The organism is Dehalogenimonas sp. THU2, assembly GCF_039749495.1.
Classification (GTDB): domain Bacteria; phylum Chloroflexota; class Dehalococcoidia; order Dehalococcoidales; family Dehalococcoidaceae; genus Dehalogenimonas.
The window spans coordinates 75,571-96,334 of sequence record NZ_JBDLLU010000001.1; the positions used below are offsets into that span (position 1 = coordinate 75,571).

Annotated in this window: 17 protein-coding genes and 1 pseudogene; 2 read left to right on the top strand and 16 right to left on the bottom strand. The window is 57.2% G+C overall.

The genetic code is table 11. The features are described 5' to 3' along the window. The first annotated feature begins 33 nt into the window (after positions 1 to 33). Together ABFB09_RS00365 and ABFB09_RS00370 are read left to right on the top strand one after the other, a co-directional pair. The gene (locus ABFB09_RS00365; RefSeq protein WP_346999050.1) at positions 34 to 624 is read left to right on the top strand and encodes a methyltransferase; all 591 of its coding nucleotides are present in this window, start codon (positions 34 to 36) and stop codon (positions 622 to 624) included. Further along, on the top strand, positions 621 to 2,252 hold the full coding sequence (locus ABFB09_RS00370; RefSeq protein WP_346999052.1) for a GH3 auxin-responsive promoter family protein: 1,632 nt from the start codon (positions 621 to 623) through the stop codon (positions 2,250 to 2,252). The genes ABFB09_RS00365 and ABFB09_RS00370 overlap by 4 nt, the downstream gene beginning before the upstream one ends. Before the next feature lie 91 nt (positions 2,253 to 2,343). Here ABFB09_RS00370 and ABFB09_RS00375 read toward each other — a convergent pair whose 3' ends face one another. From ABFB09_RS00375 to ABFB09_RS00450, 16 genes and pseudogenes are all read right to left on the bottom strand, one after another. Beyond that, on the bottom strand, positions 2,344 to 3,198 hold the full coding sequence (locus ABFB09_RS00375; protein ID WP_346999054.1) for a DUF5667 domain-containing protein: 855 nt from the start codon (positions 3,196 to 3,198) through the stop codon (positions 2,344 to 2,346). Beyond that, positions 3,195 to 3,809 carry an ECF subfamily RNA polymerase sigma factor, BldN family gene (locus ABFB09_RS00380; RefSeq protein WP_346999056.1) on the bottom strand — a complete coding sequence of 205 codons (615 nt, stop codon included), beginning with the start codon at positions 3,807 to 3,809 and terminating at the stop codon, positions 3,195 to 3,197. Before ABFB09_RS00380 ends, ABFB09_RS00375 begins: the two co-directional genes overlap by 4 nt. A 1,116-nt stretch (positions 3,810 to 4,925) precedes the next feature. Next, positions 4,926 to 5,195 (bottom strand): annotated as a pseudogene (locus ABFB09_RS00385) (DNA cytosine methyltransferase); the annotation flags it as partial. Positions 5,196 to 5,924: 729 nt separating this feature from the next. Next, positions 5,925 to 6,491, bottom strand: coding sequence for a mismatch-specific DNA-glycosylase (locus tag ABFB09_RS00390; protein WP_346999058.1), 567 nt, complete (start codon positions 6,489 to 6,491; stop codon positions 5,925 to 5,927). 249 nt (positions 6,492 to 6,740) lie between these two features. Then, positions 6,741 to 7,832: a hypothetical protein gene (locus ABFB09_RS00395; RefSeq protein WP_346999060.1), complete on the bottom strand. Its 1,092-nt coding sequence runs from the start codon at positions 7,830 to 7,832 to the stop codon at positions 6,741 to 6,743. A gap of 582 nt (positions 7,833 to 8,414) precedes the next feature. Next, complete coding sequence (locus ABFB09_RS00400; protein WP_346999062.1) at positions 8,415 to 8,828, bottom strand: hypothetical protein; 414 nt, start codon at positions 8,826 to 8,828, stop codon at positions 8,415 to 8,417. 127 nt (positions 8,829 to 8,955) lie between these two features. Beyond that, positions 8,956 to 9,735, bottom strand: a complete 780-nt coding sequence (locus ABFB09_RS00405) for a class I SAM-dependent methyltransferase (protein ID WP_346999064.1) — start codon at positions 9,733 to 9,735, stop codon at positions 8,956 to 8,958. 90 nt (positions 9,736 to 9,825) lie between these two features. Next, complete coding sequence (locus ABFB09_RS00410) at positions 9,826 to 9,969, bottom strand: hypothetical protein (protein WP_346999066.1); 144 nt, start codon at positions 9,967 to 9,969, stop codon at positions 9,826 to 9,828. A gap of 454 nt (positions 9,970 to 10,423) precedes the next feature. Beyond that, complete coding sequence (locus ABFB09_RS00415; RefSeq protein ID WP_346999068.1) at positions 10,424 to 10,711, bottom strand: hypothetical protein; 288 nt, start codon at positions 10,709 to 10,711, stop codon at positions 10,424 to 10,426. A 418-nt stretch (positions 10,712 to 11,129) separates the two neighbouring features. Beyond that, complete coding sequence (locus ABFB09_RS00420; protein ID WP_346999069.1) at positions 11,130 to 11,840, bottom strand: hypothetical protein; 711 nt, start codon at positions 11,838 to 11,840, stop codon at positions 11,130 to 11,132. Between the two features lie 159 nt (positions 11,841 to 11,999). After that, positions 12,000 to 15,239, bottom strand: a complete 3,240-nt coding sequence (gene secA, locus ABFB09_RS00425) for a preprotein translocase subunit SecA (RefSeq protein ID WP_346999070.1) — start codon at positions 15,237 to 15,239, stop codon at positions 12,000 to 12,002. A gap of 254 nt (positions 15,240 to 15,493) precedes the next feature. Next, complete coding sequence (locus tag ABFB09_RS00430) at positions 15,494 to 16,678, bottom strand: hypothetical protein (RefSeq protein WP_346999071.1); 1,185 nt, start codon at positions 16,676 to 16,678, stop codon at positions 15,494 to 15,496. 58 nt (positions 16,679 to 16,736) lie between these two features. Then, on the bottom strand, positions 16,737 to 17,594 hold the full coding sequence (locus ABFB09_RS00435; RefSeq protein ID WP_346999072.1) for an aminotransferase class IV: 858 nt from the start codon (positions 17,592 to 17,594) through the stop codon (positions 16,737 to 16,739). After that, entirely contained in the window at positions 17,582 to 18,223 is a 642-nt protein-coding gene (locus tag ABFB09_RS00440; protein ID WP_346999073.1) for an aminodeoxychorismate/anthranilate synthase component II, read from the bottom strand. Before ABFB09_RS00440 ends, ABFB09_RS00435 begins: the two co-directional genes overlap by 13 nt. After that, a complete protein-coding gene (gene pabB / locus ABFB09_RS00445) occupies positions 18,201 to 19,703 on the bottom strand; it encodes an aminodeoxychorismate synthase component I (RefSeq protein WP_346999074.1) in 1,503 nt (500 codons plus the stop codon). The genes ABFB09_RS00440 and pabB overlap by 23 nt, the downstream gene beginning before the upstream one ends. A gap of 181 nt (positions 19,704 to 19,884) precedes the next feature. Continuing rightward, positions 19,885 to 20,763: a prephenate dehydrogenase gene (locus ABFB09_RS00450; protein WP_346999075.1), complete on the bottom strand. Its 879-nt coding sequence runs from the start codon at positions 20,761 to 20,763 to the stop codon at positions 19,885 to 19,887. Position 20,764: the final 1 nt, after the last annotated feature.

Below are 20,764 nucleotides of genomic sequence, written 5' to 3' on the forward strand. Positions count from 1 at the left end.
TCTCAAACGCCTGTCATAGTATTTCCAGATACTATGAATTACATATTACTTGGCGCCGCCGGTTTCCTCCTGATGCACCTCCTGGACTTTGCGTCCATGAAGGGGGTGCTGGTGATCAAGCCCGTCTTATGGCTCCTGGGCACCGGTATGCTTGTAGTCGCAGCAGTGATGACCGCGGTGACCGGACCGGAATTACCCCTACCGCTGTGGCTGGCGCCGATGGGCTGGGTCCTCCTCTTCGTCTCGGTGTACATGATGGTTTACTCCCTCTACGTCGCGTTGCCCTTCGGCAAAACTTACGTCGAACCCGGCTCGAGCGGCCAACTGGTCACCGGCGGCTTATACCGCCTGGTGCGCCATCCATGGCTGTTATTCTTCGCTCTCTCGATGGGCGGATTGACGCTGGCTTCCCGTTCCATACTGGCGCTGGAAGCCGGCATCATCTGGACGGTACTGTCCGCCGGACTGGTTTATCTCCAGGACCGCTGGATATTTCCCCGCATGTTCCCCGGTTACACGGCGTACCAGAAGGTCACCCCCATGCTGGTACCCACCAAAAACAGTCTCTCCGCCTTCCTCAAAGGCTTAAAAAGAAATAAATTATCGGAGGTCCAAACCAAATGAGCCAGTTAGCCGAACTCTTCGCCCAGGGCAATTACGACGAGATGTGGGACCGCTGCTGCGGCTTTATCGATCTCAGCCTGAGCGAGTTCATGGGCATTCAGAAACGCTTGCTCCTGGAGCAGATGGAACTGCTCAAGAACTGCCAGTTGGGCCGCGGTATCCTCAAGGGCGCCAATCCGACCACCGTCGAGGAATTCCGGCGCATGGTGCCGCTGACCAGTTACGAGGATTACGCCCCTTACCTCCTGAAACGCCGCTGGGAAGTCCTGCCGCGCAAGCCGATCATGTGGCAGTACACCTCCGGCAAGAGCGCCGAATACTCCTTCCGCTGGGCCCCGGTGACTGCCCGGATGATGGACGAGACCGAAGCCCTGGTCTTTGCCCTGTCATTCTTCTCCGGCGCCAAGAAACGCCGCGATGTGAAGATCCGCCCCGGCGACCGCGTCCTCTACGGTATGGCGCCTCCCCCTTACGCCACCGGCACCATGACCCGGGTCTTCCCCCACGAGATGTTCGACTTCCTGCCGCCCGTGGCTGAAGCTGAGCAGATTTCCTTCGAGGACCGCATCAACATGGGTTTCAAGATGGGACTGGACCGGGGTATGGACTACTGCCTGTCGATGTCATCGGTGACGGTGGCCATCGGGGAGAAGTTCAAGAACTCCGGCGGCAAGGTCGATATCAAGAAGCTGGTTAAAAAACCGCGCACCCTGGCCCGTCTCCTCAAGGGTAAGATGGCGGCCAAACTGGCAAACCGGCCGATGCTGCCTCGGGATCTCTGGAAGCTCAAGGGTCTCATCACCTACGGCATCGACGGCGACATCTTCCGCGACAAGATCAAGGATATGTGGGGTTGCTACCCGCTGAACTTCCACGGCTGCACCGAGGCTCCGATCATCGCCATGCAGACCTGGGACTACGAGGGCATGAGCTTCATCCCCCACATGAACTTCTTCGAATTCATTCCCGAAGCTGAAGCGGTCAAATGCTGGCAGGATCCGTCCTATCAGCCGCCGACCTATCTCATGGATGAGCTGAAGCCGGGCAATTACGAACTCGTCATCACCAACTTCCACGGCGGCGCTTTCGCCCGATATAGACTGGGACACCTGGTTCAGATCACCGCCCTGCGGAACGACAAGCTGAATATCGACATCCCGCAGATGCGCTTCCTGTCCCGTGTCGACGACCAGATCGATATCGCCGGGTTCACCCGCCTCTCGGAGAAGGTCATCTGGAAAGCTCTGGAGAACTCCGGCGTCCACTATGAGAACTGGACGGCCCGTAAAGAGGTCCACGGCGGGAAGCCCCAACTGCGGGTATACGTGGAACTTAAGAAGGGCGAGCACATCGCCGCGGCTGAGGCAGCCGCGCGGGTCCATGCCGAACTCAAGGAACTGGACAAGCCATATGCCGAGCTGGAGGACTTCACCGGGCTGCGGCCGCTGGAAGTGACCATCCTGCCGCACGGAGCCTTCAAGCTCTACAAGCTGAAGCAGCAGGCAGCCGGGGCGGAACTGGCCCACCTCATGCCGCCGCACCTGAACGCCTGCGACGAGATCGTAGGATTCCTGACCTCGACGGCGAGCCGGGTGAGGGTGGCCGAACCGGAGCCGGTGACCGTGTAATTTCCAGTCATTATCGAATAAGTCGAGACGGGCGGTGTAAGCCGCCCGTCTCCGTTTGCCATCATGCAGGTGGGACGAACCGCCGGGGCGGTTATTCGGTTTGATTCAGCAAAGCGTCGTAGCCGGCGCGGATGATGGCGGCCGCCTGGTCCATGGCGGCCTGCACCGCCGGTGAGGCTCCGGTCGGGACGTTGCTAGCCAGGTTGTTCAACTGACTGGTTTTATAATTCTCCAGGTTGGTGTCAGAGGTGGAGAGGTTTTTAGTCTCCGTCCTGATATCGGTAGCGTCCGGCGTGGTAGCGATGCCGGGCACCGTCGCTTCGAACGAAGGCGGCGCAGCCAGTATACCGGCCGTGGCGTCGAACTGAAAACCCTTCAAGGCGGCGGCGGCGGTGAAGTTATCCTGCAACCGGCCGGTGACCTCGACGATAGTCAGGGAGTCGCCTATACTGGCCAGATAGACGATCTCATCGACGCGACGGTCGTTCAAAGCGGCGTACAGCTCTATCCTGGCATCATCGCCGGGAGTTATGGCGACCAGAGCCTGTTCCATGCCCAATTTAAGGTCGTACAGCGTCTGGCCGGGCATACTGCCGGAGGCGGCATAGGCCAGCCCGCCGCCGGTGAGGCTGAGGCCGAGGACGAAGGTAGCCACGGCGTTGGCCCAACCGAGACGCCAGAAGGGCTTCGGTTTGGGTTTGGCCCACTCCGCCATCTTCTCGTTCAGGGCGACGCGGATGCGCATCCGGGCGCCGGGGGTGGGATCCAGTTCCGGCGATCGGGCGATGGCCAGCGACGTCGAAAGCAGCCCCTGCAGCTCTTCGGCGTGGGCCGGGTGGCGTTCGAGGCAGGCTTCGATAGTGGCGGCGCCGATTAAAACAGCCTCCAGGCACTCGTCGAAGATGTCGTCGATATTCATATTTTCGTTGTTATTTGAGTCGTTCATATCTGTTCACACATTATCCGCCGCAGGGCGGCCACAGCACTGTGCTGCATCGCCTTGACAGCACCTTCGGTCCGGCCGGTCAGGCGGGCGACCTCGGCGATAGGCAGTTCCGCCCCGAAGCGCAGGGCCAGGACCTCCTGCTGCGCCGCGGTCAGTTTCTTGGTCGCCGCGATAAGTTCCTTGCTTTCCATTTTAATTTCGACCTCGGCGGCAGGGTCGTCGTCAGCAGCCAGCGGCATCGTCTCGTCGAGCTCCACCGTCGGCCGCCGCGTCCTTCGTCGCAAACAATCGACTATCAGGTTATGAGCGATGCGGTAGAGCCAGGCGCTGAAAGGCACTTCACGAACCTTATAGGAGCCGATGGATCCCAGGGCGTTGATGAACACCTGCTGGGTCAAGTCCTCCGCCTCCGTCCGGCTGCCGATCTTGATGCAGATATACCGGTAGATCTTGTCGAAATACTTCTCATACAGCAGGCCGAACGCCTCCGTATCCCGCGCTTGAGCCCGCGCTACTATCTCTCGCTCATCTTGCACCTGGGAAAAACCCCCTCTGGCCGGTAGATTGGCGGTATCGAAGTTTACCGGCGTCCGGTTTTTTTGCCGGTGCACTTATTATAACGAAGAACCCGCTCCGGAGATAGGAGTGGCGGAGAAGCTCCAAATTCCAAGCTCCAAATTACAGACAATATCCAAGTTTCAAATTTCAATGACCAAACGAGGCTGCGAGGGGGGGATTGTTTTTCTTGCGATGTCATCATTGGGAAACAATCCCGATTTTTCACGATTGAGATCCGACGGTCCAAACGTGGGATTGCTTCGCTGAAACAATTCGGACAATTGGAACAATTCCTTTAGCCAAGCTATCAGCTATCAGCCGTCAGCTGTCAGTTATAAGTATTCAGTATTTAAGATGTGGTTGACGGGCGGTTGTATCAGCCTCGATGATATTTTCGGGTGACAATCTCGTGGGACACATGGCGATATGCTCAGTACCGGCGTTGCGCGGGTCCTGGTATCGGGTTGTTTTCGGAGGGGAAAACAATTGAAACAATTCCTTTGGGCAGCTATCAGCAATCAGCCTTCAGCCTTCAGCTTTAGACAGGACTGATAGATTCGTGTGCTTCGCGGAAACGAAGGAAACGAATCCGTTTTTCTGTGCCCAGCCAGCGGCAGGTGGCTCATGGCGTCCGACCAGGTAGATCCAAAGTGACGGTTGTTCAAGGCGGTCCTTTCGGTTAGTTTCCCGGTGATCCATCCTAAGGCCTGCAGCGGAGTGAGGCGAACGGGCATAGCGAAGGCTGGTGTCTGACCGGGGAGAACATATGATACCACACGGTTACTCGTGGGTTGTCAATGGGATTTTGGCGGGTTTGGGAAATAATTATTTGGGGGGGGTGGGGACGTACTGAGGTGATCGCGGTTTCAGGGACGAAAATAATTCCAAGTCAGCCCAAGAAAGTTTTGAGTCTACAGGAGAGGGTATCGAGGTTGTTTAACTCGCATTCCCAGACTGTCAGAATACTCCACCCCTGGCTTTTCAGAATTTGTTCGTTGCGGAGATCACGAGCAATAGTCTGTTCCCTTTTGTCTTTCCAAAAACCTGTATTGGTTGCGGGTGTGACCCTGCCCGATGAGCAGGAATGAGAATGCCAAAAGCATCCATGAACGAATATCAATTTATTCCGGGATTTGAAGACAATATCAGGTTTTCCCGCGATACCTTTATCCAGCGATAGAGAATGGCTGGCACGGGAATCCTGCTGCTAAGACGTCATGATCAGGTATATCAGCGGGGCATATTGAGTTTATGTCCCCTCTAGGAGTTTCTCCAAACCAAGAGCGATAAGTCTTTTGGCAGTTGATATCCCATTCGCTGGAAAAAAGACAGAACCCCCCGGCTTCCTGAAGACCGAGCCTCAGACCACCGATACCAGCAAACAAGTCAATGAAACTGAAGGAGCTTCCATAACGGTTGCCGGAATCGTCTGTGATCACTGAATCATTGAAAAGAGTGCGCTGGCGCCCGTTGTCATAAGCTTCACATACAACCGACAGAAGAAAGTCCTGCTGGCTTAAGCAGCGTTTTTTGCTTTCCTCCGCTACCCACAATTTTATGTTCTCCGGGACTCCTCGTATCAGCATAGACTCAGTGGACATTATCAACCTCCAACGTTACCAGCATGATATCAAAAATACCCAGCAAAGTATAGTAAAATTTCAGACAAGAAAGGAGGTTTGTCATAAGGGTGAGGTGTTGTGTGAAAAATGGCTCCATGTATATCAAAGCAACTCTCCCTAAGATGAGATGGTATAATCAGCCATGTTGAGTAAAATGGCTTCATTCCTCGAAGACATTTGGGTACGCGTTCCTGAAACATGGCGCCGACGTGTCATCATAGGTGTCATCGTGATGTTGTTAAGTCAAACCATAAAATTGGTATGGGGAGATGACACCTTAATTGTGGTCCTGATGATTACCGGATGTGTTGGTGCTTTCTTGTACTATTTTGGTGTCCGAGAAGCAAGATATGCAGATCAGATGTTGGGGAAAGTATGGGATTATTTCAGAGGCGCAATCGTTTTTGCGATAGTTCCAGCTGCATGGCCTGCCTTGCATTTAATATTGAAAGGGAATATTGTTGATGGGCTGCTTCAAATATCGATATTTGGGCTTATAATAGCTTCGGTCTTTGAGAAGTTCTCCCTACTCCCTAGAAAAATGTCTCAAGTTATTTTCCCCCGACGCAGACGATGATACGCATCCCGTTTAGATAAACCCCAGTCATCATGGCTGAGATGGGACACCATTTTTATCAAGTCCTCCCAACGTTCCTCCCCCCACCACCGTCGCGCCGCCCCCGAAGTCGAAGGCAAGACAAATATGGCGGTATCGCCGATCCGGTCATCGAATAACGGCCCGCCGTATGCCACCGAACGACCGAAAAAGGCTTTGGCAGCGGCTTTGCCGTTGAATGCGATGATTTTTGGCCTGAATCTGTTGATCCGGTCGCAGAAACCGGGAATATCGAAACCGGAAAGCGACAGGTCACGGTCACAGCCGGATTGAGTCTTCACCAGGTCGGTCAAACCGAGCCGGTAGTCAAGAAGGGTGAGGAATTCTTCCGGGTTAAGTTTCCGGGGGGTCAGTCCGGTGGCGGCGAGGGTTTGCCAGAAGAGGTTGCCTTGGCCGGCGTAGTAGGCGCCGATTTCGGCGGACCTGGAACCGGCGGCGGTGCCACAGAAGACGATAGCGAGGTCCGGGGCAAGGACGTCCGGCAGTTTGGCGGTCATGGGGGTATTATAGGGGATGAAAGAGTGGAAGGGAACCGAGATTGCTTTGCCGTAGGCTCGCAATGACGAGGGTTGGGGTATTCTCAGCCATGCGTCATGCCCTTTTGGCGGTATTGAGATCGTTTCGCCGTAGGCTCACGATGACGGTTTATATGGGGGGGAACTGCCCGACGACGCGGATGCGCCGCCTAGGGCCGATCTGAGATCGGCCCCTACAAAACGAGGGGGATGAGAGAACGAACCCCGTTTTTAAGTATCAACCCAATCCGAAAAGCTCTCGTCCACGGCGTATCCCCCGTAAACGATCTGAACGAGGATGCGGGTGTGCTCACCGGCGGGCACTCTGATGGTGATGGTAATGGTGGCTGTTTCCCCGATACCGAGGTCAAATACCGGTGATCTTTCGGAATTCCGCACCATATCGTTACCAGCGTCAAACCCGGTGAAGACATAAACGCCCTTTGCTTCCGCCGACCCGAAGTTAGAGACGGAGATCGTTAAATCTGCATACTGGCCCCGTCCCGAACCGGTCCACTCATGAGTCAGGATGGGAACTGGCGCCATGGGATAGATATGCGCCGAGCGGTTTTCGTATTCGACAGGAATATCGCCAATACCCCAGTTATCACCGGTGGTTTCCAGGTAAAAGTACTTGCTGCCCGTGTATTCCCAATAAGAGCCGTAAACACTCTCTCCACCCTTGATGCCCACCGCCATGTGCCCGGAATCGGAACCGGCGGGCGCGTCGAAACCGAGCAGGACGACTCCAAAATTCATCACGTCGATAAACGAAGCCATCAGTATCGAGGTATCCTCACAATCACCGCCGTTGTCGATCAGCGTTTCGATGGGGTAACGGGGGTATTCATCGAATTTGGTGGTAACGTTGTCCGAGGTGTAGGGCAACGATTGGACGAACGCTGTCGCGAATTCTATAGTTTCATATTCGGAATAGCCCTTTGTTTTGGCGGCTTCCTTGATCTTTGCGACCAATGCTTCGATATACGGATCGTCATAGGGGTGAGTGACATAGACGGAATAGTTCTCTGTCGGCGGTCTCGGCAGGCTTTTGTAGTAGTCATACAGCGCCTGGGGCACACTGAATTCCCACGTCCATTCCGCACCTTTGAAATTCCACTTGTAAGAGCGGGACACGAATCCGGTGGATGCCTGTGTTGGGGCAGGCGAATTGATGCTTATCGATGACGGGACGGAGGTGACCGGGGGCACTGTAACCGAGACGGGGGGAGGGACGGGTGCTGTGATCAGGGGGTCAACTGTAACAGTTGGACCGGGAGACGGCCAGTAAGCCCAAACTAAGATGGCGATGCCGACAATCACGCCTACCCAGGATTGGGAACCGGAATTTTTCTGCTTGGGAGGTGAGGGTTCGGCGGGGGGTGGGTTTAAAGGCTCAGGCGGCTTTCCAACAATCGGGCTCAAATAGGTGTCTATACAAAGCTGGGTTGCCTTGCCGCAATTCCCGCAGTACAGCGTTTCGGAGCGTAAATGTTTCCCGCAATGAATGCAGAAGGGCATAGTGTCTGGGGTTCTCCCTTTGTGACGGACTGAAACCCAGGTGAATCTAAACAACTGTATTATAGTTCGTTTATCCTGTCAAGACTACGCGGTGACCGAACGAGGGTGCCGGGATTGCCTGGGCGGGGGTTCGAGAAAATGCGGCGGGCGGCAAGGGGGAACGCCCCGGCGACGCGGATGCGGCGCCTAGGGCCGATCTCAGATCGGCCCCTACAAAACGAGGGAGAGGTGGTAGGAACGAACGAAGATTGCTTCCCTTCGCAGGCTCACTTCGTAGTGACTCACTGGAACCAGGACAAGCGGTGTGGCCTCGTGATCATGCAAGTTAACCAGCGGGGCGGGTTAACCCTTTCCTCTTTGAGAAGTAATCAGATGCACTCGATACTATGGTTTGGTCGTACTCTGTCGCCAAAGGAAGAAATAGAACGCGATGATCAAAGCGATCACAGGCAATGCGACCTGCCACGTTTTATCCTTATCCAGATTGGTTAGTTCACCCAGCGCCAAGGCAGCACAGACAATCACCATTACACCGCGGAATACGACCACACCCCGTGAATATCCAGAGAGAGTCATGAGGTGGATGGCAGAAATCAGTAAAATCGGAGCCGCTCCAGCGACGAAGATAGCTCCGGCATCCATCCTTTCATTAGAATCGATTAATAAAGCCTGGAGAATCAGGGAAACAGTGAGCCAAACCGCCAATGTCACCCAAGTGGCCATCGAATTACGTTGGACCGGGGATTTTGCTTTTAATGCAGGAGACTCCAGCTTGTCAGCCTGATTTGAATCAGCCATGATTTACCTCCCTTCGTTTATTCGATGTTATTCACAAGTATCATAATCCTGTTATATGGGCTGGTCAATGGGTTAGTTCTTGGGACAATCACGATGATGGTATTTTTTAGGGACGGTCAACCAGGAGTCAGGGTTTTACCGCCCGGATGGCCATGCAGGTGGCCATGTAACGGGGCAGAGGATTAATATCATCCGCCGGCTCACGGTCCTCGAAGAAGCCGGCGATGAAGAATCCGGCAGCTAATGGCCCGCCGATTTGCTCATCCAGGGTATGACTGAATTCCATGGGCTCCGAGCACTCAATCCGTTTGTTCAGTATCGATTCAGGCAGGTGAGTGGTGTCGGCGTACGGCAGAGAATAGGCGACACGCAGTTCGCCGGTGCTTTCTGCCAGTTCCCAGTCGAACAGGTAAACGGCAGGGTTCATAAATCCCGCCAGAAGCGAACCGCCTTTGCGCAGGACGCGGAAAGCCTCACGCCAGACCGGCAGCACGTCCGGGACGAAGACATTGGAAACCGGATGGACGATCAAGTCGAATTCGCCATTGGAGAAGCAACCCAGGTCTTTCATGTCACCCTCGACCGTTTGGATCTTCAAGCCGTCGCGCTCCGCGACCATACGGTCGGCGTCGAGCTGGCTGGGACAATTGTCGAAAACGGTTACATCGGCGCCCGCAGCGGCCAGAATGGGGCCTTGCTGTCCGCCACCCGAGGCGAGACAAAGGATTTTCAGCCCTTGAAGGGGCGGAAACCAGTCGCGGGGGACCGGCAGGGTCGGAGTCAGGACGATGCTCCAATCGCCTTCGCGCGCTGCCTGGATAGCTTCCGGGGTGACGGGTACGGTCCAGATATTTTGTTTAGCCGACTCCCGGGTCCAGGCGGTCCGGTTGTAGTCTCGAATATCCATTTCAGATTTCTCCAAGGGGGGTATCACAGGTATTATCGCAATTCGGGGCGCCGCTTTTCCAGTTGCCCAGGACCCATCTGAGATCTACCCCTACGAGTGCTCCTTGAGCGACTTTTGATAGGCTTTCCAGCCGGGGCACCAGGTGGTGTGCCATTTCCATAGGCGTGACATGAATGATTTAGGATTGGCTTCCGCCTTTTTCCGCATGGCGCAATCTGCGCATCCACTTGACATAATGGTTTCCTCCGATCTTCCGTCGAGGGTGTGTCCTGGGGACGGGGTTCAATAAACAAATAATAATACCGGCATGGTGGCGATGCAAGAGTTGTTTGGATAGTTTATTTGGGGCTGGTGGTGGATGATGTGGCGGGAAGAGGATGACCCTTCGACGGGCTCAGGGCGAGCGTGGGGGAAGAGGATGACCCTTCGACGGGCTCATGGCGAGCGTGGGGGAAGAGGATGACCCTTCGACAGGCTCAGGGCGAACGTTGATTTCATCGTGACAAGCAGGGCGTACGTGTGGCGGGGGGAGGGAAGGGTGGTTCTGAGAGGATGACCCTTTGACAAGTTCCCCTGGTGCTAACTCCCCGAGTGCTGACTCGGGACAAGCGGGACAAGCAGGACAGGCAGGACAACAAGAAGGGGTATGAACCTGATTCATACCCCTTCTTAATACGACTTGAAAGGCTTATTTGAGCGTGGGGTCTCTCAACTGATCCCTTTGCTGAATTCTGTCCTGGATTGCATCTACTACAGAATCACAATCCTGCAAGCGGTCTCTAAGCTGAACACGATCTTGTAGTTGATCAGCTGTGAGGGTATCACAAGTCTGGAGGCGATCTGCCTGTTGAATACAATCCTGATTTCCACTACCGTAACCGGCTGGCCCGGCGGCCATGGCCACGGTTGCGAAGGATCCAGCCATGATAGCAGCTAGACCTAAGGTAACCATTAGCATCTTCATTTTCTTTTTCATTTTCATTCTCCTTTTATATTTGGGGTCTTTGACCCTCTGTTTATAATCATAGTCTTAGACTGTGGTCACAATGTGGAGGCGGGGTCGGATTAATGTGTTTTTAATTTAGATTGAATTGCTGCTTGATAAGCCCTTCGACAGGCTCAGAGCGAACGTGTTTTGGTTGGCTCTGAGTGAATCCTTCGGTAAACTCAGGATGAACCCTTCGACTTCGCTCAGGGCGAACGTTGGCGAGGAGGATGACCCTTCGACAAGCTCAGGGCGAACGTGTATTGGAAAAGGATGACCCTTCGACAGGCTCAGGGTGAACGTGTTTTTAGAGTGAAGACCCTTTGCTAACTCCCGAGCGCAACTTGGGACAGGCAAGGCGAACGTGGATGAAGGAACCCTTCGACAAGCTCAGGGCGAACGTTGTTGGTTACGCTCCCAGCAGGCGTTCCAGGCCAGGGCTGCCGCTTTTGCCGGGGAATTTTTTGAGGCGGGTCAGGGCTTTCTTGGTGTCCGAGGCGACGCGGGCTTTGTCGGTGTGTTTCAAGCGGTATTTAAAGAGCCAGTAGGTGAACTCCCGCATTTCTCCGAGTTTCAGGGAGCGGGACGCGCGTTCGGTGCGGTCTCGGCGGAAGAGTTTCAGTAGATCGGTGCGCGGCAGGTCGTAGATGCGTTTGAAGCTCTCGTCGATGGTGTCGTACTCCTTGATGACCAGGGAGCGTTCCTCTTTGCGGACCTCGTCCTGCACCGCCAGGATGAGCGCCTCTTCCACGGTGATGCCATAGAAATAGTTGAGGTGCTGCTGGTAGCGGGTTTCGCCCATGAAGTGGCGCATCTCGTCGGTGGAGACGTCGACAGGCGGGCGGGAGTCGAACAGCAGGGCGACGCGTTCCGGTTCCGGAATCAGGTCGGGGACGGTGGCGGTCAGGCGTTCGGCCAGGAGCAGGAAATCGAAGGCTTCGCCATCGATGAGGTAGCGGTAGGCCCGGCCGTCCACGCATTCCTCGTCCGCCTGCCACATACCGATGGTTTCCAGGAGGGCCAGGTACCAGTGCTGACCCATCTCGATGGCGGCGCGCAGGTGGTGGATGGCGCGGGCGGACGATTCGGTTAGTTCGGTGGTGGGGGGTTTTTCAGTCATTTTGATGCCTCGAGACAGAGATCACGGGCACGGCATGCCGTGCCGCTACCGGTGATGGTGACCGGCTGGTCGCCTCTGCGGGTTTGTCATCATGTTGTGATATCAGCATATTTGTCGGCATCACGTTTACGCGGGCGAGGCATGCCTCGCCCCTACGGGTTACGTTCCGCAGCATTTTTTGTATTTTTTGCCGGAGCCGCAGGGGCAGAGGTCGTTGCGGCCGACCTTGTGGCCTTCGGCGTCCTTGGCGGCGTGGGTGACGTTGGCGGGGGCGGCCACCGCCTGCATCGGCGAGGTAGCGGCAGCCTTGGGCGCGGCGGCAGCGGCGGCTACGGCAAGGGGCGCCTGGCGGGCCTGCACCCGCTGCGGGGCGGCGCCGGGGGTCTGCTTGACCACCTGGACCTTGAAGATGGCGTGGACGACGTCGTGCTTGATACCATCGAGGAGGTCCTCGAAGGCGCGGAAGCCCTCGTTCTTGTAGGCGTCCACGGCTTTGACCTGCCGCAGTGTCTGCCAGCCGGCTTCCAGGCGCAGGTGCTCGACGAAGGTCAGGTGCTCTATCCACAGGGTGTCCATGACCCGGAGCATCAGGTGGCGCTCTATCTGGCGCATCACCGGGGCGGTGATCTCCTGTTCCTTCTTGTCGTAAAGGTTTTCGGCGGCGCATTTCAGGCGCTCGGCCACCTCTTCTGAGGACAGGCGGGAGATTTCATCGGCGGTAAAGTCCTCCGGCTGGGGCATGAAGGCGCCGAGGTCGCCGATCAGGCCGGCGATGTCCCAGTCCTGGTAGTCAAGGCCGGCGAGGCGGTCTGCCACGATGCCGTCGATGGTGCCGCGGATCATGTCGAGGATGTTGGATTTGAGGTCGGCACCGGAGAGGATCTTCTTGCGCTCGCCGTAGATGATCTCCCGGTGCTTGTTGACCACGTCGTCGTACTCGACCAGGTTCTTGCGGATGTCGAAGTTGTAGCCCTCGACGCGCTTCTGGGCGTTCTCTATCGACTTGGAGATGAGCGAGTTCTCGATGGGGGTGTTCTCGTCGAAGCCGAAGCGGTCCATGAGACCGCGCACCATCTCACCGCCGAAACGGCGCATGATGTCGTCTTCCAGTGAGACGAAGAAGCGCGACGAACCGGGATCGCCCTGGCGGCCGGCGCGGCCGCGGAGCTGGTTGTCGATGCGGCGGGCCTCGTGGCGCTCCGTGCCGATGACGTGCAGGCCGCCAGCCTTGACCACGGTGACGTAATTCTGGAGCCAGGCGGTGAAGCGCTTGCGCTCTTTATCTACGACCTGCTGGCAGCGGCCGGTGTCGATGCGGCATTCCAGCTTTTTGGGGCTTTCCGGCAACTGTTTGGCGATGTCCGATACCCAGCCGGCGTAGGCCGAGAGGTAATGCTCGCCCAGGGCCTTGATCTGTTTCTCCAGCGCGGCGATCTCGGCCAGGATGGCGTTGGGATCGTCGATGGCCGTCTCCGACCAGGCGTCCGGGTTCTCCTTGATCTGCTGGATGTATTCCAGGCGCAGGGTGTTGACCCGGCCCTGGAGGCGGACGATCTCCGCTTCCTCACGGGCGACGCCCTTTTCAAATTCGGATAAAGCGTCCCGGTCCACCGGCGCACCGGCCAGTTCCGCCGTCAGGTGGGTTTTCAGGTCGCCCAGCGGCTCATAACCTTCCAACCGGCCGCCCAGGATGATGTCCACGCCTCGGCCGGCCATGTTGGTGGCGACGGTGACGGCGCCGGGTTTGCCCGCTTCGGCGACGATGGCGGCTTCCCGCTCATGCTTCTTGGCGTTCAAGACCTCATGGGCGATGCCCTTCTTGCGCAGCATCTCCGAGATGACATCGGAGTTCTCGATGGACACGGTACCCAGGAGGACCGGGCGGCCGGCGGTGCGCATCTCATCCACTTCACGGATGACGGCCTTGAACTTGGAGGAAACATCCTTGTAGATGTAATCGGTGTGGTCCTGCCGGACGTTGGGACGGTTGGTGGGGATGGCCACCACCTCCAGCTTGTAGATGCGGGCGAACTCCTCCGCCTCGGTCAGGGCGGTGCCGGTCATGCCGGAGAGCTTGTCGTACATGCGGAAGTAGTTCTGGATGGTGATGGAGGCATAGGTCTTGGTTTCCTCACGGATCTTGACGCCTTCCTTGGCCTCGATGGCCTGGTGCAGGCCTTCCGAGTAGCGGCGGCCGATCATCTTGCGGCCGGTGAACTCATCGACGATGACGATGCCGGTCTGCCCGTCCGGATCCCGGTCCACGACGTACTGGCGGTCCCGCTGGTAGAACTCCTTGGCCGAGAGGGCGTTCCTGAGGTGGCGCAAGAGGGAGGAGTTCTGAGGGTCGTACAGGTTGTCCGACTTGAGCAGGCCTTCCCGTTTAAGCAGACCTTCCACCTTGATCCAGCCGTCCTCAGTCAGCTCCGCCTGGCGCTCCTTGATCTTGACCTCGTAGTCATCGACGGGTTTCAGGCGCGGCACCAGCTTGGCGAAGGAGGCGTACATCTTGCCAGCCTCAGCGTCCGGGGCGGAGATGATGAGGGGGGTGCGCGCCTCGTCGATCAGGAGGTTGTCCACCTCGTCCACGATGGCGTAATAGGGACCGCCGGGGCGCTGGACGGCCTTGTCCAGGTCCAGGATCATGTTGTCGCGGAGGTAGTCGAAACCGAACTCGGCGGAGGTGCCGTAAGTGATGTCCGCGGCGTAGGCTTCCTTACGGGAAACCGGCCGGTAATGCTTCCAGGGGTCGTTGTCCTTGCCGGATTCGTAAGTGGGGTCGTACAGGCGCGAGGGCTGGTATTCGTCCGGCGTCTGCATGGGGTAGATGGAGGCGACGGTGACGCCCAGGGCGTGATAGACCGGGCCCATCCAGTAGGCGTCGCGGCGGGCGAGGTAGTCGTTCTGGGTGACGAGATGGGCGCCCTTGCCCAGGAGTGAGTTAAGGTAGAGGGACAGGGTGGCCACCAGCGTTTTGCCTTCACCGGTCTTCATCTCGGCGATCTTGCCCTCGTGCAGCACGGCGCCGCCCATGAACTGGACGTTGTAGTGGCGCAGGCCGAGGGTGCGGCGGGCGGATTCCCGCACCGCGGCGAAGGCTTCCGGCAGGATCTCCTCGAAGCAGGAATTCTGAAGGGTGATGATCTTGTCCTTGAGCTTGTTGCGCTCCTCCGGGCCGACGGTAACAGCGAGGCGGTTCTTGAGTCCCTCGATGTCATCGGCCAGTTCCGCGTAATCTGCGGTGACTTTAGCCCGGAAGGCGGCGGTTTTGGCCTTGAGTTCCTCGTCGGAGAGTATCAGGAATTCCGGTTCGAAGTCGTTAGCCGTTTTGACCAGGGGATCGAGTTTTTTGACCTCTTTTTCGTTGGAATCAACCAGGTTGCCAAACCATTTGAACATTTATTTACAACCTCATTTTGCTGTTTAGTCCGGTGTCTATAGAGTATAACGCTGGAAACCGGATTTAGTATTCTACCACAACCGGAGGGGGAAGGGGGGATGGAAGAGGGGGAGTGAATAATACCAATACTACCAATTCAAATGTCCAATGAGGGGGACGGGGGTCATGGATCCTCCGCTGTTGCGTAGGATGACAGAAGCTGGGTTTTGAACTTTTGGTATTTGGGTATTGGAATTTGTTTAGAATTTAGATATTAGAATTTCGGATTTGGGGAGTGGGGGTGGAGATGGGAGAGGATGACGCCGGTGATGCCGACGGCGCCGGCGAAGATGCTGAAGAAGAGGATGGGGCGGAGGGCGCTCTCGACCAAGCCGGGCAGCCAGACCTGGACGGCGGAAGGCACGTCACCGAAGTCAGTGCCGGTACCGACGATGGCGTTGGTCACCATGACTCCGACGAAACCGATCAGGCCGAAGATGAAGAAGATGATGCCGGCGTAAAGCAGCAGCTTGCGGCGCTCACGGAGCATCAGGTAGGCAGCGCCGATCAGAAGCGCGATGAGCAGGAATAGGCCGTAAAAGCCAAACCAGTAATAGCCCAGGTTCTTTTTGAGTTCTTCGATGTCGGCTTTCAGTTCGTCAAGCCCCTGGTTGATGCTTTCCGGCGCCGCGGCGAAGAAGCTGGAATCGATCTCGATAGCGGTAGGCCAGCCGGCCACAAGTTGGAAAAAGAAAAAATCATCGAATGCCGCCTGTTTCTGAGCCAGGGTCAAGCCGGACAGTTCGGGAGGTGGGTAACGGTTATATACGTCGAGTAATGTAATATAAAGGGTAGTCAAAGGCTGGTCGAGAGGAATGAAAATATCCAGAGACTGGCTTGTGCCGAGGAGGTATTCTTTCATGGGAGGGAATAGCTTTCTCAAGGCATCTTTGTACCAGTCCTCCATTTTCACGGTCGCGTTATCAATATAATCCAGCAGGTAGGCGAAGATCGGATCGATATTTGGGCCTGTGTTTTCCTGTATTAATTCCTCGGCCAGATCGGGCCAGTCGATCCGGTCGGCCAGCGAATAGACCAGTTCCGGGGCGAAAACCGTTTCACCCAGTGCGACCTGTAGGTCAAGAGTATCGGTGCGGCCGTGGAGGTAATCGTAAAAACGGTCGACCGCGCCAGATACCGCCGCTTTCATCTCATCGGAAAACTCGGGCAGTTCTTCATCGAGAAAGACTCGGATAGCCCGCGGTGTATCGTCAATGGTGCCGCTTTCGATGACTGCCTCCCGGAAGACATCGGCCACATCCAGCCGTTCGATCTGACCGTTGATAAAGCCGGGGTTGAGGACGGTGAAATTGAGACTTAGCCCAACACCGAGGAGCAGGAGCGACAGGAAAAGTAGAATACCGACCACCCCAAGCACCAGACCTCTAATAAAACCCATGCAACTCCAGTCCTGTCGATTATCTACGTTAAAAATAATTATCAGTTGAAAGCGACCCTTAAGTCAAACTAACAGGCGTGGCGCCGGCGTCCGTTTCCACCCGAACCAGGCTCCTGTAGGCCCTACGCAGACGGGTGGTTACCGGGCCGATGTTTTTGTCACTGACGGACATCCCGTCGATAACCGTGAGCGGCATGATCTCGATCAGACTAGAAGAGATGAAAACCTCATCGGCCTCAAGCAGTTCGGCTGGCGACAACCGCCCCTCGATCACCTCAATGCCGAGCCGGGCGGCCAGTTCCAGTACCGCGCTTCGGGTGATGCCCGGCAGGATGCCGCTGTCGAGGCCGGGAGTCTTTAAAATTCCACCCTTAACGGTGAACAGGTTAGCGCGGTTGGTCTCTGTAACGTCGCCCCGTTCGTTCAGGATGATGGCTTCGGCGACGCCCTGCCGCTGCGCCTCAGTACGGGCCAGCGAATTCTCCAGTTGATTGAGCGTTTTGTAACGGCAAAGTGGGGAACCGGTATGCCGCCTGACGGTTGAGGTGATAGCGGCCAAACCAAGGCGATATTCCTCTTCCGCCGGTGGGCGATAATGTTCCACGGTGATCACCGTGGTAGATTCACCCGCCTGACCGGATGTGACGGTAAGACGAACCCGGGCATCGGCCAGATGGCTTTCGGTCAGCGTCCGCAGAGCCGCAGCTTCGGCTTCGCCACGGTCGATCGACACACCGAGGAAGGCCGCACCGGCGTAAAGGCGGTCCAAGTGCCGGTCCAGGCGAAACAACCGGTCGTCGTAACCGCGCATAGTCTCGAACACGCCGTAACCCAGGCGAAAACCGGCGTCCGCGACATGGATTTTCGCCTCGACCAAGGGTGTAATGATACCGTTGACATAAGCTAGTTCGAGCAAGACAAGACCTCAGATTGGACCGCCTCTCGCAGTGACAGAAAATTGCGGATGATATCGTGTCCGGCGCCAGTCATGATGGACTCCGGGTGGAACTGCACCCCCTCGATGACGAAGCGCCGGTGCCGGATCCCCATGATGACACCATCGGCGGTGGCGCTGACCTCAATGCAGTCCGGCAGGGAGTCCGGGTCGATGACCAGCGAGTGGTAGCGCCCGCCTTCTATGGGGCTGTGCAGGCCGGCGAAGATGGTCCGGCCGTCATGGCTTACCGGAGAACTCTTGCCGTGGGTCGGCTGCGCCGCGGCAGTGATGCGCCCGCCGAAGACCTGGCCGATGCACTGGTGCCCCAGGCAGACGCCCATGATGGGGATCTTGCCGGCGAAGCGGCGGATAACGGCGTTCGAGATACCGGCGTCGTCCGGTGTCCCCGGACCCGGGGAGATGATCAGGTGTCCGGGGGCGATTTCGGCGATGCGTTTCAGGGTGATCCGGTCATTGCGGAAGACCAGCGGGGTAAAGCCCATTTCACCGACGTACTGCGCCAGGTTGTAGACGAAGGAGTCGTAGTTGTCGATGATGATGACCGGTTTATCGTTCATGCTGACCTTACGGAGGGGCGGGCGACTCATGAGTCGCCCCTACACCCAATTTTCCACCCCCCAAAGCTTGGAAGAGCGCCCGCGCTTTGTGTAGGGTTTCCTGGTATTCCGCTTCCGGATCGGAGTCGAAGGTGACGGCGCCGCCGACTTGAAACCAGGTTTTCCTGCCCCTGGCGACGATGGTGCGGATGGCGATGTTCAGGTCGAGGTCGCCGTTGAAGCCGAGCCAACCGATGGCCCCGGTGTAGATGCCGCGACGCACCGGTTCCAGTTCGTCGATGATTTCCATCGACCGCACCTTGGGGGCGCCGGTGATGGAACCGCCGGGAAAGGCGGCTTTCAGCAGGTCGATCCGGTCTTTACCTTCGGCCAGTTCGCCGGTGACCGTCGAGGTCAGGTGAAAAACGGTGGGGAAAGTTTCCAGCGCGGCCAGTTCGGTCACTTTCACCGAACCATAGCGGCAGACCCGGCCGAGGTCGTTGCGTTCAAGGTCAACGATCATCATGTTCTCGGCGCGGTCTTTTTCACTGGCTATGAGTTCGGCGGCAAGGCGGTGGTCTTCTTCCGGCGTGCCGCCGCGTTTACGGGTGCCCTTGATAGGCCGGGTCTCGACGGCGATGCCATCGAGCTTGAGAAAGCGCTCCGGGGAGGCGGAAATAATCGAAAACTCCCCGCAATTGAGAAAGGCGGCGAAGGGGGCGGGATTGATGCGTCGCAAGCGCTGGTACAGTTCAGGCGGCGCGAATTTCAATTCCACCTCGAAACGCTGAGACAGGTTGACCTCGAAGATATCCCCGGCGATGATGTATTGTCTGGCACGTTCCACCGCCGCCATATATGATTTCCTGGTGAAGTTGCTTTTCACGGCTGGCGGCGCTTCAACCTCGGACGGCACCTCCATCGCAGAATCGACTGGACGGGTCGCGGACATCCGCTGCCTGAATTCCCCGATTCGGTGGACGGCGCGATCTATCCTGGCCGTTTCATCAAGCGCGGGAAACCCTGTACTGACGATATAACCGCGGTTTTCAAGATGATCGTACGCGAAGATGACATCGTAAAAACCGAAACGGAACTCGGAAAGCTTCAGGTCATCCGTCGCGTTCCGGGGCAGTTTCTCCAGGTGGCGTCCGGCGTCGTAGGAAATGTAACCGACGGCGCCGCCGGTGAAGGGCATTCGTGCATCGTTCCGGTCGAGCTTGTATTCATCGAGCAGACGTCCCAGCGTGTCAAACGGATCGTCGGAGCAGTTCTCTACGGCATCGCTGCGGGTGATGGTGATGCGCCGCCCGCGGCTGGTGAAGGTAAGAAAAGGCTGGCTGCCGGCGAAGGAGTACCGGCCTGATCTGCCTCCGGCCATGCCGCTGTCGAGAAAGAAAACACCGGCTGATCTGCCTCCGGCCATGCCGCTGTCGAGAAAGAAAACACCGGGCTCGTCCCGCAGGGCATGGAAAATGTCAGCGGGGGTGAGGGTGGTTGGCCATTCCTCGATTATCGGAAGTTTGCTCATGTTCGGGGTCTACGCTCCATCTTTCGCAGCGTCAAGATTATCTCAGTTGTTCGGCGGCATCGGGGAAGTTTTGGAACCGATGCCCGGCGACGCTGGTGCGTCCCGTAACTACGTCAGGGATGACCGTGGGTTTCGTTGCACTACACCCACCCTACACGTCTACAGGGCCCCATTTTAAACGTTATTCCTGGCGGCGATTGGCGAGGTGGTAAAGTTTCTGATAGGAGGCGCCGAAATCAGGGTTGGCGGCTTCCAGTTTGGATTTGAGGGCGCTCATACGGCTGACGAACTCTTCCCGGCGGCCTTCTTTGACCATCTCCGCCCAGTCGCGCGCGCGGTCGCTGAAGAGGGCTTCCGTTTCCGGCAGAGAGGGCAGGTTGAGTTGCAGCGACGCGTAGAGCGACGGGTCTTCCGATAACACGCTCTCGACCAGCGTCAGGAGGGCCTTATAGGTGATGCCGCCGGCGCCGCTCATTTCGGTCAATTTGTCGAGACTGACCAGGGCATCGGCGGTGACGATGGCGATGAAGTGCGCCAGCCCCAGGGAGATGGACATCAGCCGGTCATGCTCCTCCGGCGAGGTGATGCGGACGCGGGAGCCGCGAGCGGTGAGCCACTCCGATACCCTGGCGGCTAACGCGGCCTCTGCGTCATCGGTCGGGGTCAGGATCACGTTCTGACCCTTGAGGCTCTCGGCACCGGGGCCGAAGACCGGATGGATGCCGAGGATTTGGGCTCCCTTGAAATGGCGGTGCATCGCCGCCACCGGCATCACCTTGACCGAGGTCAGATCGAATATCTTGTGATGAGGCTGTACGAACGGGGCAAGGTCGCGGCAGACCGTCTCGAAATTGTCCACCGGCACCGAGATGATAACGATATCGGCGTCGCTGATACTGCTCAGCCGGTCGGTGGCAGCCACGCCGAGTTCCGTGGCGACAGCGGCCAGCTTGTCCTTGTCGCGGCCGATGACGGTCACCTGATGACCTTCTTTTTTCAGGAGGCGGGCGAACCAGGCGCCCATCTTGCCGTAACCGCCGATGATGGCTGTCTTTTTCAAT